The 13700-nt window shown below is 36.0% G+C and carries 13 protein-coding genes; 11 read left to right on the top strand and 2 right to left on the bottom strand.

What is annotated here, in order from left to right:
- Positions 1-150 precede the first annotated feature (150 nt).
- From VXM77_RS07090 to VXM77_RS07045, 10 genes are all read left to right on the top strand, one after another.
- Positions 151-873 (top strand): hypothetical protein, encoded by a 723-nt coding sequence (locus VXM77_RS07090; protein ID WP_161831619.1) that lies wholly within the window; start codon positions 151-153, stop codon positions 871-873.
- Between the two features lie 41 nt (positions 874-914).
- Positions 915-1382, top strand: a complete 468-nt coding sequence (locus VXM77_RS07085; RefSeq protein ID WP_161831618.1) for a Fur family transcriptional regulator — start codon at positions 915-917, stop codon at positions 1380-1382.
- Between the two features lie 255 nt (positions 1383-1637).
- Positions 1638-2558 carry a site-specific tyrosine recombinase XerD gene (gene xerD, locus VXM77_RS07080; RefSeq protein ID WP_338505811.1) on the top strand — a complete coding sequence of 307 codons (921 nt, stop codon included), beginning with the start codon at positions 1638-1640 and terminating at the stop codon, positions 2556-2558.
- Positions 2559-2638: 80 nt separating this feature from the next.
- Positions 2639-3820, top strand: a complete 1182-nt coding sequence (gene deoB, locus VXM77_RS07075) for a phosphopentomutase (protein ID WP_161831617.1) — start codon at positions 2639-2641, stop codon at positions 3818-3820.
- A 147-nt stretch (positions 3821-3967) separates the two neighbouring features.
- The gene (locus VXM77_RS07070; protein ID WP_161831616.1) at positions 3968-5359 is read left to right on the top strand and encodes a CehA/McbA family metallohydrolase; all 1392 of its coding nucleotides are present in this window, start codon (positions 3968-3970) and stop codon (positions 5357-5359) included.
- A gap of 87 nt (positions 5360-5446) precedes the next feature.
- Positions 5447-5749, top strand: coding sequence for a Dabb family protein (locus tag VXM77_RS07065; protein WP_161831615.1), 303 nt, complete (start codon positions 5447-5449; stop codon positions 5747-5749).
- A 129-nt stretch (positions 5750-5878) separates the two neighbouring features.
- Positions 5879-6832 (top strand): carbohydrate kinase family protein, encoded by a 954-nt coding sequence (locus tag VXM77_RS07060; RefSeq protein WP_262950613.1) that lies wholly within the window; start codon positions 5879-5881, stop codon positions 6830-6832.
- Between the two features lie 289 nt (positions 6833-7121).
- Positions 7122-8786 (top strand): alpha-glucosidase, encoded by a 1665-nt coding sequence (locus tag VXM77_RS07055; protein ID WP_338505809.1) that lies wholly within the window; start codon positions 7122-7124, stop codon positions 8784-8786.
- Positions 8787-8822: 36 nt separating this feature from the next.
- Positions 8823-10469 carry a PTS transporter subunit IIBC gene (locus VXM77_RS07050; protein ID WP_338505808.1) on the top strand — a complete coding sequence of 549 codons (1647 nt, stop codon included), beginning with the start codon at positions 8823-8825 and terminating at the stop codon, positions 10467-10469.
- A gap of 16 nt (positions 10470-10485) precedes the next feature.
- Complete coding sequence (locus tag VXM77_RS07045; protein ID WP_161831611.1) at positions 10486-11274, top strand: endonuclease/exonuclease/phosphatase family protein; 789 nt, start codon at positions 10486-10488, stop codon at positions 11272-11274.
- 95 nt (positions 11275-11369) lie between these two features.
- On the opposite strand, the gene VXM77_RS07040 is transcribed toward VXM77_RS07045, so the two are convergent.
- The gene (locus VXM77_RS07040) at positions 11370-12020 is read right to left on the bottom strand and encodes a hypothetical protein (RefSeq protein ID WP_262950607.1); all 651 of its coding nucleotides are present in this window, start codon (positions 12018-12020) and stop codon (positions 11370-11372) included.
- Between the two features lie 198 nt (positions 12021-12218).
- On the opposite strand from VXM77_RS07040, the gene VXM77_RS07035 reads away from it, so the two are divergent.
- Positions 12219-12713 (top strand): hypothetical protein, encoded by a 495-nt coding sequence (locus tag VXM77_RS07035; protein WP_262950605.1) that lies wholly within the window; start codon positions 12219-12221, stop codon positions 12711-12713.
- Positions 12714-12774: 61 nt separating this feature from the next.
- Here VXM77_RS07035 and VXM77_RS07030 read toward each other — a convergent pair whose 3' ends face one another.
- A complete protein-coding gene (locus VXM77_RS07030; protein ID WP_161831608.1) occupies positions 12775-13620 on the bottom strand; it encodes a hypothetical protein in 846 nt (281 codons plus the stop codon).
- Between the last annotated feature and the right edge of the window lie 80 nt (positions 13621-13700).

Raw genomic sequence — 13700 nt, 5'->3', positions numbered from 1 at the left:
GGCACCATTCATGAAAAGGGAATGGTGTTTTTTGATGAAGAAGTGACGTGGTGATGTTAGACTGAATGAAATAAATAAAAAAATTAAACTCATTTAGGCATAATCCTGAGTCTTCTTTCATAAGGTTGAAGAAGAAGGGGGGAAGTGCTCATGGTCGCACAAAAACGTCGCAAAAAATCGTTCTCGTATGTCTTATATGTTTTATATGTCTTACTACTACTCGTCATAATTGGTGATATTATTGGGGCTTCACTTTACGTTAAACTGGAACAATCATCCCAAAGTTTAATGGCGAACTATGTAAATGAAAATGTTAATGTTTTTAATCAGGAAAGTTGGTCATTTAATCAACTATTTTATAAACAGTTTATGTATCAAGGAAGTATGTGGGTATTAGGATTAACTGGAGTGGGAGTTATCGTAAACTTGTTTTTAGTCTTTTTAAAAGGGGTTATTGCAGGATTTAATGTCTTCTTTATTTTTCAGGCATTATCACCATTTCAGGCCATTTTAACAAGTCTTCTTTGGTTAATTCAATATTTGTTAATTTTAGGGGTTACCATCTTAAGCGGTTACTTCAGTGTCCGTTTTGTCATTATGGCGGTAAAGATTTTATTCTTTAAGAAGAATAAATTATTATTGAAAAAGCATTTGTTATACTATTTCTATCAATTAGTAATCATTACGGTGCTAACGCTGTTGACTGCAGGTGTCACTTACCTCATTCAGCCTGTTGTTTACCAACAATTTGAGAAGGCTGGAAAGTCTGAAACCATTCAACAATCAGCAGATGATTTTATTTCAACTTCATCGGATGCAACTTCACACTTAAACAAGCAAATAAATATTAATTTTGAAAGAGAAGTGTTATAATAAATTATAACAAAATTTAGATTTAGCAAGATGGTGAAATTATGACACAACTTTCAACATATGAAACGATGATAATGAAATCAGGATCAAAGCTAACCAAACAACGCAAACAGATATTAAAAGTCATTATTGATCATCCGCATGAACATTTTTCAGCCGAAGCACTTTATGATTTAGTGAAACATATCGATGACTCGATTGGAATTGCAACGGTTTATCGAACATTAGAACTTTTTGAGAAGTTAGGAATTGTTCGAAATGTAAAAATAAAAAATGATGGTGTGAACTATTATGATGTTGTTGATTTAGACGAGGAAAATCATTTTCATCATCATTTAATTTGTACAAATTGTCGTCGAATTATAGAGATTGCAGATGAACTTGAATCGTATGAGACCTTTATTGAACAAAAGTACGGGTTCCAAGTTAAGGATCATGATCTAACACTATATGGCATTTGTTCAGACTGTCAATCGTTAGAGAATAGTGAAAAACCTCTACAAAAGTAGGGGTTTTTCACTATTAAAAAACGTGAGCGGATCATTTGAAGGGTTGGTGTTGAAGTCATCATCAAACCTAGCGATGGAAAGAGGGGAGTTATGGGCTATTTAGTTTAGAAAGAGAGGAGGGATTGCCACTAGACCGGATGCGATCAATCGATTTAAAGGGGCTCAAAGCTGTTTGTTTCGTTTGTTGGTTTTTAAACGAGGATGTACCATTCCATCGATTGATATCAAGAGATCGAGGTTTAAGTGGCAGAACAGGTGATAAAAGAAAGAGAATTGGAAAGTTTTTTAACCTATCTAACCATTGATCGCGGGCTAAGTTTGAATACAAAAGAAAATTATGCACGTGATTTGGGAGGTTACCTTACTTATCTAGAGCAGCAATCCATTGAGCATTTTAATCAGATTAAGCGTGAACACATTCAAACGTATTTGATTGAGCTTTATGGACGAGGTCTAAATACTAAAAGCGTTGCGCGTCACTTATCCGCCATACGTACCTTTCATCAATATTTGATGATTGAGCGCCTATGCTCGCAAAATCCATGTGATCTTATTGAAAGCCCGAAATTAAGTCGAGATTTACCGGAAGTTTTAAGCGTGGCTGAGGTGGAACGACTTTTAGAAAGTTTTACTGAAGAAACGGCAGCTGACTTGCGCAATCACGCCATGGTCGAATTGTTGTATGCCTCAGGTCTTCGAGTGAGCGAGTTGCTCGCCTTAAACATTGTCGATATTCATTTATCGATGCAATTTATTAAGTGTCGTGGGAAGGGAGATAAGGAACGGATTGTCCCAATTGGGGAAGTTGCCTCTGACGTTTTAACGCGCTATTTAGAAAAAGCACGTCCACAGTTATTAAAGAAATCGACGGATGTCTTATTTTTAAATCGCTTTGGTGATCCTATGTCGCGGCAAGGATTTTTTAAAATATTAAAAAAGCAAGCCCAGATGGCGGGGATTACTAAAAATCTTTCGCCCCATAAATTAAGACATTCATTTGCCACGCATTTAATTGAAAATGGGGTGGATTTAAGGTTGGTGCAAGAGATGTTGGGGCACTCAGATATTTCGACCACTCAAATTTATACGCATATGAGTAAGGAGCATTTAAAGGAGTTGTTTGAGCATACACATCCGCGAGCTCAGGCGCTGAAAGAAAGAGACTCCACAAGTTAAAAAAAATAACATATAATAAATATGGATAGATTGTTAAATACTAATAAAGATTTAGTTGTCGTTAAGAAAGGACGTTAGATATGAAATATAATCGTATATTTTTAATTATCATGGATTCAGTAGGTGCCGGAGAATTACCGGATGCTAAAGATTATAATGATCAAGGAGCAAATACGTTAAAACATATCGCACAAGCTGCTAAAGGATTAAATATGCCTCATATGCAGTCGTTAGGATTAGGAAATTTAACTGAAATACAAGGGGTTGACCCGCATCAACCAGAAAAGGGATATTATACAAAATGTGAAGAATTGTCTGTAGGAAAAGATACGATGACTGGTCATTGGGAAATTATGGGGCTTAAAATTACGGAACCGTTTAAAACCTTCACAGAGACTGGGTTTCCACAGGATTTAATCGATGAATTAGAAAAACGTACAGGTCGCAAAGTAATTGGGAATAAGTCAGCCTCAGGAACTGAGATTTTAGATGAACTTGGGGAAGAACATATGAAAACGGGGGCTATTATCGTTTATACGTCAGCAGATTCTGTATTGCAAATTGCAGCACATGAAGAAATTGTTCCGATTGAAGAACTTTGGAACATGTGTAAAATGGCGCGTGAGATTACGATGAAAGAGGACTGGAAGGTCGGACGTATTATTGCGCGTCCATTTATTGGAGACAAAAAAGGAGCGTTTAAACGCACGCCAAATCGTCACGATTATGCCTTAAAACCTTTTGACAGAACCGTTTTAAATGAATTAAAAGATGCAAAAAAAGATATCATTGCTATTGGTAAAATTAATGATATTTATGTAGGAGAAGGGATTACAGAAGCCATTTTAACGAAATCAAATGAGGATGGAATGAACCAATTACTTCAGGTGATGGATCAGCCATTTGAAGGGTTAGCCTTTTTAAATTTAGTAGACTTTGATGCGTTGTATGGTCATCGTCGAGATCCACTTGGATATGCGAAATGTTTAGAAGCGTTTGATCGTCAATTAGGTGATGTTTTAACGAAGATGAAAGAAGACGATTTACTGATTATTTCAGCGGATCACGGAAATGATCCAATTGCCTCAGGAAGTGACCATACGCGTGAGTATATTCCAGTCATTATGTATTCTCCATCTATGGTAGCAGGAGGAGAATTACCTATTGGGAAAACATTTGCTAATATTGGGGCAACGGTCGCTGAAAACTTTGGAGTTAAGGCACCACTTATTGGAGAGAGTTATTTAAAACAAATGAAATAACAAGAAGAGATGAAAAAGGGATGAAATGATTCATCCCTTTTTTTGGTATTTGTGCTTCTGAAAGATTCGTTGTTTTAAAATCGACGTATAATAAAGGAAAAACTGGGAAGACTATTGAATAATGTTATAATTTAAAAGGTGATGAATATGAAGAGATGGTCTCTGTATCTTTTGATTTGTTTGATCTTGGTCGGAGCGTGGTGTCTTTTTAATCAGTTAGAGTCAACAGACACGGAGTTATCAGTGTTTGGATTCAAAATAGAATTGCAACAAGAGAAGGTATCGGGACAGGTCATTGATGAGGATGGGAAGCCCCTGGTCGCGGAAATTCGTTTTTTTGATTCGGAAGGTGGCCTTGTTAAACGAATTCAAACGAATCTAAAAGGGGAGTTTGGAATTCATCTAGATGAAGGATATTATACGATCGAACTATCGAGGGGATATGAGTATGAACGAAAATCAATTCCTGTGGAGGTTCGTCAGGGACAGCCTGTTCAGGTTAAACCTACGATTCTTACCCGACTGATTGACTGGAGAGCAAAGGATTATTATGGTGGTGATTTTAATCAACACTCCCATTTTAGTTCAGAGGGACAAAATACGGTTGAGGAAGTTTTGACGGCTAATTTAGCAAATGGGCTAAGTTATGGGGCATTGGCCGATGAAAATACCGTTGATGGTAATGATGAGTGGAATGCATTGGCGGATCAGGTCCATTATCTTGCACTGTCAGGTCAAACAGTCATGCATCGTCAACAACGATATGTGGCCGTAAATGTTCCAAAACAACTAACGCTTGATTCAGAAGCTTCGATCGATTCGATTAATCAATTAGGCCACCAAATTCATGAATCAAACGGAATCCTACTCACCGATGCTTTAAATGATTCAATTAAGTCCTTATTAGAGGGGAAAGGAATCGATGCAATTGAAATTTGGAATGGCCAACAAGTGCCTCCAATTAGAAGCTTAGAAGGGTTAGAGAAAAAAATGACCGCTAACGTTTTACGAAGAGAGAAATGGTTTGAACTGTTAAATCAAGGAATGAAAATAACGGCAGTGGCTAATTCAAATAATTATGATATTAATGGAGCCCTTATAGGTGAAGGAATAACGAAAAACGAGCACTATAATCGATGGTTAGCAGATGGAGGATCCGTCGGAGAACCACGGAATTATATTAAGGCGGATGAGTTAACGGTAGCAGGAATATTAAAAGGAATAAAAGAAGGTCATGTTTTTATGACCAATGGGCCTTTAATGGATATTACGATAAATGATAAAACATTCGGTGATGAAATAAGTGGGGTAACGGATGCTGAGATTGCGTATTTAGTAACGTCAAACCAGTCTGAATTAATGCAGTTAAATATTATTGCAGATGGAGAAATTATACAGGAAGTTCCATTAGCAAAAAATGTCCCCAACCTAGGAACATTGAATTTGAATTTATCAGATTATCAATGGGTTGCATTTGAGGTGTTAACGACATCCTATGAATATGCGCTCTCTAATCCGATTTATTTGAAAGCGGATTAAAAATCATACAAACGCCGTCGAACTATTGAATAATATGTCGTTTTTCAGTAAAATAAAGATAACAAGCAAAGAGATGGAGGTCTAACAATGGTTAAACATATTGTGATGTGGAAAATTAAAGAAACAAATGGATTAACAAAAGAACAAACAGCGCAACAAATTAAAGAAGCTTTAGAAGGATTAAACGGAAAAATCGAAGGTCTTCGTCATTTAGAAGTAGGAATTGATTTCTTACAATCGGATGCATCTTATGATGTCGTATTATATTCAGAGTTAGAAGATAAAGCTGCTTTAGAATATTATCAGGCACATCCATTACATGTGAAAGTGGCAACAGAAATTGTAAAACCTGCGGCAACTTCACGCGTTGTTTCTGATTACGAGTTATAAGAATGGGGCAATAACATTTTTGTTATTGCTTGTTTTTATTAGAAAGTTAGTAGATGAATTGATTTATTTTATGATAAATGATACCAATTAAATGGCTTTATTTTTAACTAAAGGGAGAGGCTAACAAGCATGAAAAACAATCACGATGCGTATAATTTAGTTTTTGGAATATCCATTTACGATATTTTTGGATTTACGGCTCACAATTACCGTTCTCATGACTCAAATCCGGGGCGTGTGAAAGTATCTTTTGGTGGCGTATGTCGTAATATTGCTGAAAATATGGCAAGAATGGGAGCAAATACAAAATTTATTTCCGTTCTAGGTAATGATGAAAAAGGAAAAAGCATTTTAAAGCACTCTGAATCAATCAACGTTGATATGTCTGATTCACTGATTATTGAAGGGGCCTCAACACCAACTTATGTTGCCATCCTTGATGAAAAGGGTGAAATGGTCTCTGCTATTGTTGATATTGATGTAGAGCATCATCTCACAGAAGAATTTATTGATTCGAAATCAGATGTGATTGAAGGTTCTGAATATATGTTCTTTGGAGCAGATAATCCGAAAATTTTAGAATATATTGTGAAGAAATATAACAAGAAAACAAAGTTTGTATTAGATCCTGTTTCTGCAGCAAAAGCAGCAAATATCAAAGATTTATTGCCGTACTTTCACACCGTGAAACCTAATCGTCATGAAGCAGAAGTATTATGTGGGTTTAAATTAGAAACAGTTGAAGATGTTCGTCGCGCAGGAAAATATTTTCTTTCGCTCGGAATCCAAAATATTTTTATTAGTTTAGATGCAGATGGTGTTTATTACTGTACCCCTGTAGAAGAAGGTATTGTGAAGCCGAACAAGGTAGACGTGATAAACGTAACGGGAGCGGGAGATTCTTTTATTGCAGGTGTTGGCTATAGTTATTTAAATCAACTATCTATTTTAGATACAGTGAAGTTGGCTCAGGCAATGTCGATTATTACCATTTCACATGAAGAGACGATTCATCCGGAGATGGAACTTAATCGTGTAAAACAAAAAATTAATGAAATTGAATGGTCTATAACTACGTTTTAACCTTTCGATTTCCGACAAAACGAGGAGCTTTTTTGTGAAAAAAGCTCCTTTTTTTGTCTTATTGCGGAACTGGAACCGATTACGGAATCGTGGGGTATTGTGTCGGATAAAGTGTTACCGGTTACATGAGAATTATACATTGTATTAATTTTATGAAAACGATATAATCAAGTTGTAGCAAAAAGTAATGCGTTTACTTTGGAGATTCTTAACAGGTATAACACGAAGAATGGGGAGAAACACTAACGAAAAGAGACAGCAAGAAAAAGAAAAAGGAGTCGGACACACGATGAATAAAGTATGGTGGAAAGAAGCCGTGGCATATCAAATCTATCCTAGAAGTTTTATGGATTCAAATGGTGATGGAATCGGTGATCTTAATGGAATTATTACGAAATTAGATTATCTAAAATCACTTGGAATTGATGTGATTTGGATTTGTCCATTTTATAAGTCGCCTAATGATGATTGTGGTTACGATATTAGCGACTATAAAGATATTATGGATGAATTTGGAACGATTGAAGATTTCGATCGTTTACTCAGTGAAGTTCATAAGCGAGGAATGAAATTAATTGCTGATTTAGTTATTAATCATACGAGTGATGAACATCCATGGTTTATCGAATCTAGGTCTTCATTAGATAACCCCAAACGTGACTGGTATATTTGGCGAGACGGGATTAATGGAAAAGAGCCAAATAACTGGGAAAGTATTTTCAGTGGATCCGCTTGGGAATATGACGAAGAAACGAATCAATATTACATGCATCTATTCTCTAAAAAACAACCTGATTTAAATTGGGAAAATCCAGAGGTTAGAGAAGCTTTATACGAGATGGTTAACTGGTGGTTAGATAAAGGAATCGATGGATTCCGAGTTGATGCCATCAGCCATATAAAAAAGGAAGAAGGATTGGCGGATATGCCGAATCCTCAACAACTCAAATATGTTTCATCGTTTGATAAACATATGAATGTGAAAGGAATTCATCCGCTACTGGCTGATTTGAAAGCGAATACTTTCGATCATTATGATATTATGACAGTAGGGGAAGCAAATGGGGTTAAACCTGAAGATGCTCACCTATGGGTGGGAGAAAAAGAAGGAAAATTTAATATGGTTTTCCAATTCGAACATCTTGGACTGTGGAAGGATAATGGAAGTGAAAAACTAGATATCCGTCAGTTAAAACAAATCTTAACCAAGTGGCAAAATGGCTTAGAAGGTGTTGGATGGAACGCGCTTTATATTGAGAATCATGATTTAGCGCGAATTGTTTCTACCCTTGGAGACGATGAACACTATTGGAAAGAAAGTGCGACATCGCTTGGCATGATGTACTTCATGATGAAGGGAACACCATTTATTTACCAAGGGCAAGAAATTGGAATGACCAATGTGCACTTTGATAAGGTTGAGGATTATCAAGATGTCCAAAGTACGGGGCTGTACTATTCTAAGCTCGATCAGGGAATGGAGCATGATGACATTATGGAGATTATTCGTGCAACAGCCCGTGGGAATAGTCGAACACCGATGCAATGGAATAACGAAGCGAATGCAGGATTTACAACGGGGGTACCTTGGTTAGCAGTTAATCCAAACTATAAAGAGATTAATGTGCAAAAACAGGAGGAAGATCCGGAATCAATTCTTAACTTCTATAAAGATATGATTGCATTAAGAAAATCGGATGATGTCTTTATTTACGGAAAATACGAATTGATTCTTGAAAATCATCCAAATGTTTACGCGTACTTACGTATCTTGGATGGGAAAAGTGCCTTAGTATTGTGTAATCTAACGGACACTGAAACGATGGTTGATTTAGGTCAATTATCAGTATCGGCAGAACAATTGTTACTTGCAAATATGCCTGTTGAGGATCACGCAATTGTAACTGAATTGGAATTGAAGCCGTTTGAAGCTCGCATCTACAGCTTAAATTAAGCTATGATGATATAAGAATTATTAGGAGGAATAGTTGTGAAAAAGTCAGGGTTTATGTCGTTTGATTTCTGGCAAAAGTTTGGAAAGGCCTTAATGGTCGTTATCGCTGTAATGCCAGCAGCGGGGATTATGATTTCTTTAGGTAAATTAGTTGCAATGTCAGGTGGAGATATTGCAGTAATTGCTACAATCGCTAAAATCATGGAAGAAATCGGTTGGGCGATTATTGGTAACTTACATGTTTTATTTGCCGTTGCTATCGGGGGATCTTGGGCAAAAGAACGTGCAGGTGGAGCATTTGCCGCTTTAATCGCATTTATCTTAATTAACCGTATTTCAGGAGCAATCTTTGGAGTAACAGCTGATATGTTAGCTGATCCAACAGCAACAGTTAAATCACTGTTTGGAGCAGACATGATTGTTGCAGACTACTTCACTGAAATTTTAGGATCGCCAGCCTTAAACATGGGGGTATTCGTAGGGATTATCTCAGGGTTCTTAGGGGCAGCTATCTTTAATAAATATTACAACTTCAGTAAATTACCACAAGCATTAGCGTTCTTCAATGGTAAACGTTTCGTACCATTCGTTGTAATCGGGGGATCAGTTGTAACTTCATTAATCTTATCAATCATTTGGCCATTCGCTCAAGGTGCATTAAACAACTTTGGTCAATGGATTGCAACTTCTCAAGATACTGCGCCAATCCTTGCACCATTCGTATACGGAGCTGGTGAGCGCTTATTATTACCATTTGGTTTACACCACATGTTAACTATTCCTATGAACTATACTGAATTAGGTGGAACATATGAAGTTTTAACAGGTGCAAACGCAGGACAAATCGTTGCAGGACAAGAGTCTTTATGGTTAGCATGGGTAACTGACTTAAATAACTTAAAAGCAGCTGGGGATATGGAAGCTTATAACACATTATTAAATTCAGTAACACCAGCACGCTTCAAAGCAGGACAAGTTATTTTATCAACTGCTTCATTAATGGGGGCTGCTTATGCAATGTTCCGTAATGTTGACAACGATAAAAAATCAGCTTATAAATCAATGTTCGTTTCTGCAGCATTAGCAACATTCTTAACAGGTGTATCTGAGCCATTAGAATTCATGTTCATGTTTATTTCACCAGTTTTATACTTATGCTATGCTATCTTAGCAGGTGCGGCGTTTGCTTTAGCTGACTTAATCAACTTACGTATTCACTCATTTGGTATTATCGAATTCTGTACTCGTATTCCAATGATGGCGAATGTTGGATTAACAGGAGATATGATTAACTTCGTATTAGGATGTTTAGGATTCTTCGCATTAAACTTCGGTGTATTCAACTTTGCTATTAAAAAGTTCAAAATTGCGACACCAGGACGTTTAGGAAACTACAATGAAGAAGATAACACTGCGGCGGATTCAAACGTAACAGCTGGAGGAAGCCAATTAGCAAATGATATCATCTTATTATTAGGTGGAGCAGAGAACATCTTAGACGTAGATGCTTGTATGACTCGTTTACGTGTAACAGTTAAAAATGCAGATAATGTATCAGATCAACCAAACTGGAAAGCAACTGGTGCATTAGGATTAATCATTAAAGATAATGGAATCCAAGCAATTTACGGACCAAAAGCTGATGTATTAAAATCAGAAATTCAAGATATCTTAGGTTTATAATTATAGGAGCGTTTTTATGAAAGTATTAACCTTAAATTGTCATGCTTGGCAAGAAGAAAATCAACTTCAAAAAATTAAACACTTAGCCGAAGTCATTAAAGAAAAAAACTATGATGTGATTGCCTTGCAAGAGGTCATGCAGTTAGTAGACCCAAGTGATGATGAAAAGGTCAAAAAAGACAATTATGCGGTTGTATTACTTCATGAGTTAATGAAGTTAGGGGTAACAGATTATCAATTCGTATGGGACTTTGCTCACATCGGATTTGATATCTATGAAGAGGGGTTAGCGGTGCTAACCCGTCTCCCTATTAAAAAGGCCGATTCATTTGTTATCACGAATCAAGATGATATTCATAATTTCCGCACACGTCGTGTTGTGGGGGTTGAGGTGATGAACGGGGATCAACCGATGAGCATTTATTCATGTCATTTAGGTTGGTACCATGATGAAGAGGAACCATTTAAAAATCAGGTTGACCGCCTAGTTGCTAAGTTACCACAAAATCAATTAGCCCTTGTTATGGGAGACTTCAATAATGATGCTAATATCCGTAATGAGGGATACGACTACCTTTTAAGTAAAGGGTTAGTTGATACGTATACGTTGGCTGAAGAGAAGGATAGTGGTATGACGGTTGTTGGAAAAATTGATGGGTGGTCGAACAATAAAAAAGACTTACGCATTGATTTAGTTTTAGCTAACCAAAATATCAAAGTTAAATCATCCCATGTTATTTTTAATGGCCAACATAAAGAAATTGTTTCTGATCATTTCGGTATTGAAGTAGAGTTAGATTTATAAAAATTAACCCCTCTAAAGATTTTCTTTAGAGGGGTTAATGATATAGAAGATAAAGAAAAAACAACTAATTTTTTTATTAGTTGTTTTTTCTTTTATTATTCTGTTTCAAGTTCCTTAAGTTCGAGGTTTTGACGGCGATTATCTAAAGGGTTTTTGTTAATGTGATAAACGTAAAATCCCGATTGTGGTTTTGCTAAGAATTCATCGAGATAAAGTGGACCAGATGGGGTATGAGCAAGAACATACGGTTGACCATTAGGTTTCTTTTTCGAAATCCAAGTATATTGTTCATTTACGACACCATCTAAATCCTCGGCGGAAATAAGTGCTTTGTTCACGATGTTTCCATAGCGATCTTTTAAATGAATAGCAATATCCCCATTATCTAGACGTTCGTAACTATTGATTTGTTGGCGATTGTATATTTCAAGGTTTGATTTACGGTTATCTAGAAGATCTCCGTTAATATGTCGGATAGGTGCGTTTTTACTTGTACCTAAGACAACTGATTGTAAGGTTGGTTTGAGGTAGCGAACTTTTCCGTTTTGATTTATTTTTGTTTTTGTTTCAATAATATAGCAATTAAAATCTTTATGCCATTGAGCGTACCAATAAGAATAGTTCTTTACTTTTTCTAAATCCTCTAGATCAAATTGAGTAACGAATGATTTTCCTTTTTTATTAAAAACAGTTAAGTTAACAACGTCTCCGACGATGTCATATTGGTTTTTATGTTGAGTTGTCATTTAGAATCACCTCTAGTCATTTATCTTCTTTATTCATTATGCCATTATAACAAAAGATAATGTATTTTTCTACCTATAAAAACAAATCTTATCTTAATTTGCTACTATTGATAAACGCATATTCAAAAGAAGCGGATAGGGAATAAATTAAGGTGTAGTTGAAATTCTAACAAATGAAGTAAAAGGAGATATAGAACTATGTGCACTAATGGTATGAATAACAATCAATTCAATGAAAATTCAATTTTTAATTTTGAACCTCAACAACAAAATCGCTGTCGATGCCAAAGCGAGGAAATGCGCCCACAACGCCCTTGTCGAAATTCGAATCAAGCGGATCAGACTTGTGTTTCACAAAATGTATTTTTAACAGGTGATTTGTATCAAATTAAAGATGCAGATACAGTTGTTACGAATGATGTGCAGTTAAATGGGATTAGCCAGATGGGGCGTCAGGGAAATAATAACTGTAGAGTTCGACAAGCATATATGCAGGGCTATCGTCAAGGCTGTATGAAAGGGTGTCGTCAAGGTTATCGTAAAGGATTTAGAGATGGGTATTGCCAGGGGGTTAGAACAGCTAACTGCTTTGGATTAGGGAATAACTGTTGCAATAAGGAAGCAGAACTTAACACAAGTCTTTCAAATTCAACTACAAACTCCGTAGCTAATGAAGATTTCTTTTTGTTTTAAAAAGCTACGTAAAGCGAAATAAAAAAAGGCAGGATATCCTGCCTTTTTTTAATAGCTATTATTATTTTGTTTCTAACGCTTTTTTAACTAAATCTAAGTAAGAAGCAACTTTAATAGAAACACCTGATACAGCATCTGTGTGTCCATCTTCATCTGTTAATGTAACTTTTGTTACATCAAAGTTATTAGCAACGATGAAGTCTTCTAATAAGTCCATTTGCTCATGCCATGCTAATTCTCCACCCATGTCATAAGTTCCTTCTTCTGATGCAGCACGTTTTGATGTTCCATCTTCTTGGATCATATCGATATTTAAGTTAACAGCTTTTCCGTTATCATAAACAACTTCAATCACATCTGTTCCTGATTTAGCTGGAAATTCCGATTTTTTAATTCCACTGAATCCAAATTCAGTTTCACCTTTTGCAACTGAATCCATTAATTCTTGAACTAATTTTACATATGAACCGACTTTCATTGAAACGCCTGTTAATGAGTCTGTATGTCCATCTTCATCAATAAGATTGATTTTTGTTGTATCAAAATTATTGTCTACTAATGCTTTTTCTACTGCAGCAATTTGTTCATGCCATTGTAAAGCACCTTCTTCTTTACTCATAACATATCCACCACTAGCAGCTAATTCTTTTTTTGATGTTCCGTTTGTTAATACATCAATTGATACTGAAGTCGGCTTCCCATCTTTGTATTCCATAACAATTGAAGCAACGTCAGTAGAAGCTCCTGTAGGATCAACTAAACGGTTGTATGTTACCGTTCCAGTGTATGTTCCCGCTACTTGTTCAGTTTTTGGTGTTTCAGTTTTTGGTGCTTCTGCGTCATTTGAGCAAGCCCCTAAAAATAAGACTGCTGAAGCTAACGCGATTAAAAGTTTACCTTTTAACATGTGTTTGTACCCCCTACGGCTAAATATTATCTCTAAAAGACAAGCTATATTCTAACAATAAACCTCTTTCATATCAAGGT

This window comes from Turicibacter sp. KK003 (genome assembly GCF_037014675.1).
Lineage (GTDB): Bacteria > Bacillota_I > Bacilli_A > MOL361 > Turicibacteraceae > Turicibacter > Turicibacter faecis.
The sequence above is the reverse complement of the archived record's forward strand: the minus strand, read 5'-3'. Positions and strand labels throughout refer to the sequence as shown.

Coding starts and splice junctions, on each gene's coding strand:
- VXM77_RS07070 (WP_161831616.1), top strand. CDS start 3,968: ATGAAGAGATGGTCTCTGTATCTTTTGATTTGTTTGATCTTGGTCGGA.
- VXM77_RS07055 (WP_338505809.1), top strand. CDS start 7,122: ATGAATAAAGTATGGTGGAAAGAAGCCGTGGCATATCAAATCTATCCT.
- VXM77_RS07060 (WP_262950613.1), top strand. CDS start 5,879: ATGAAAAACAATCACGATGCGTATAATTTAGTTTTTGGAATATCCATT.
- VXM77_RS07045 (WP_161831611.1), top strand. CDS start 10,486: ATGAAAGTATTAACCTTAAATTGTCATGCTTGGCAAGAAGAAAATCAA.
- VXM77_RS07030 (WP_161831608.1), bottom strand. CDS start 13,620: ATGTTAAAAGGTAAACTTTTAATCGCGTTAGCTTCAGCAGTCTTATTT.
- VXM77_RS07035 (WP_262950605.1), top strand. CDS start 12,219: ATGTGCACTAATGGTATGAATAACAATCAATTCAATGAAAATTCAATT.
- VXM77_RS07040 (WP_262950607.1), bottom strand. CDS start 12,020: ATGACAACTCAACATAAAAACCAATATGACATCGTCGGAGACGTTGTT.
- deoB (WP_161831617.1), top strand. CDS start 2,639: ATGAAATATAATCGTATATTTTTAATTATCATGGATTCAGTAGGTGCC.
- VXM77_RS07085 (WP_161831618.1), top strand. CDS start 915: ATGACACAACTTTCAACATATGAAACGATGATAATGAAATCAGGATCA.
- VXM77_RS07090 (WP_161831619.1), top strand. CDS start 151: ATGGTCGCACAAAAACGTCGCAAAAAATCGTTCTCGTATGTCTTATAT.
- VXM77_RS07065 (WP_161831615.1), top strand. CDS start 5,447: ATGGTTAAACATATTGTGATGTGGAAAATTAAAGAAACAAATGGATTA.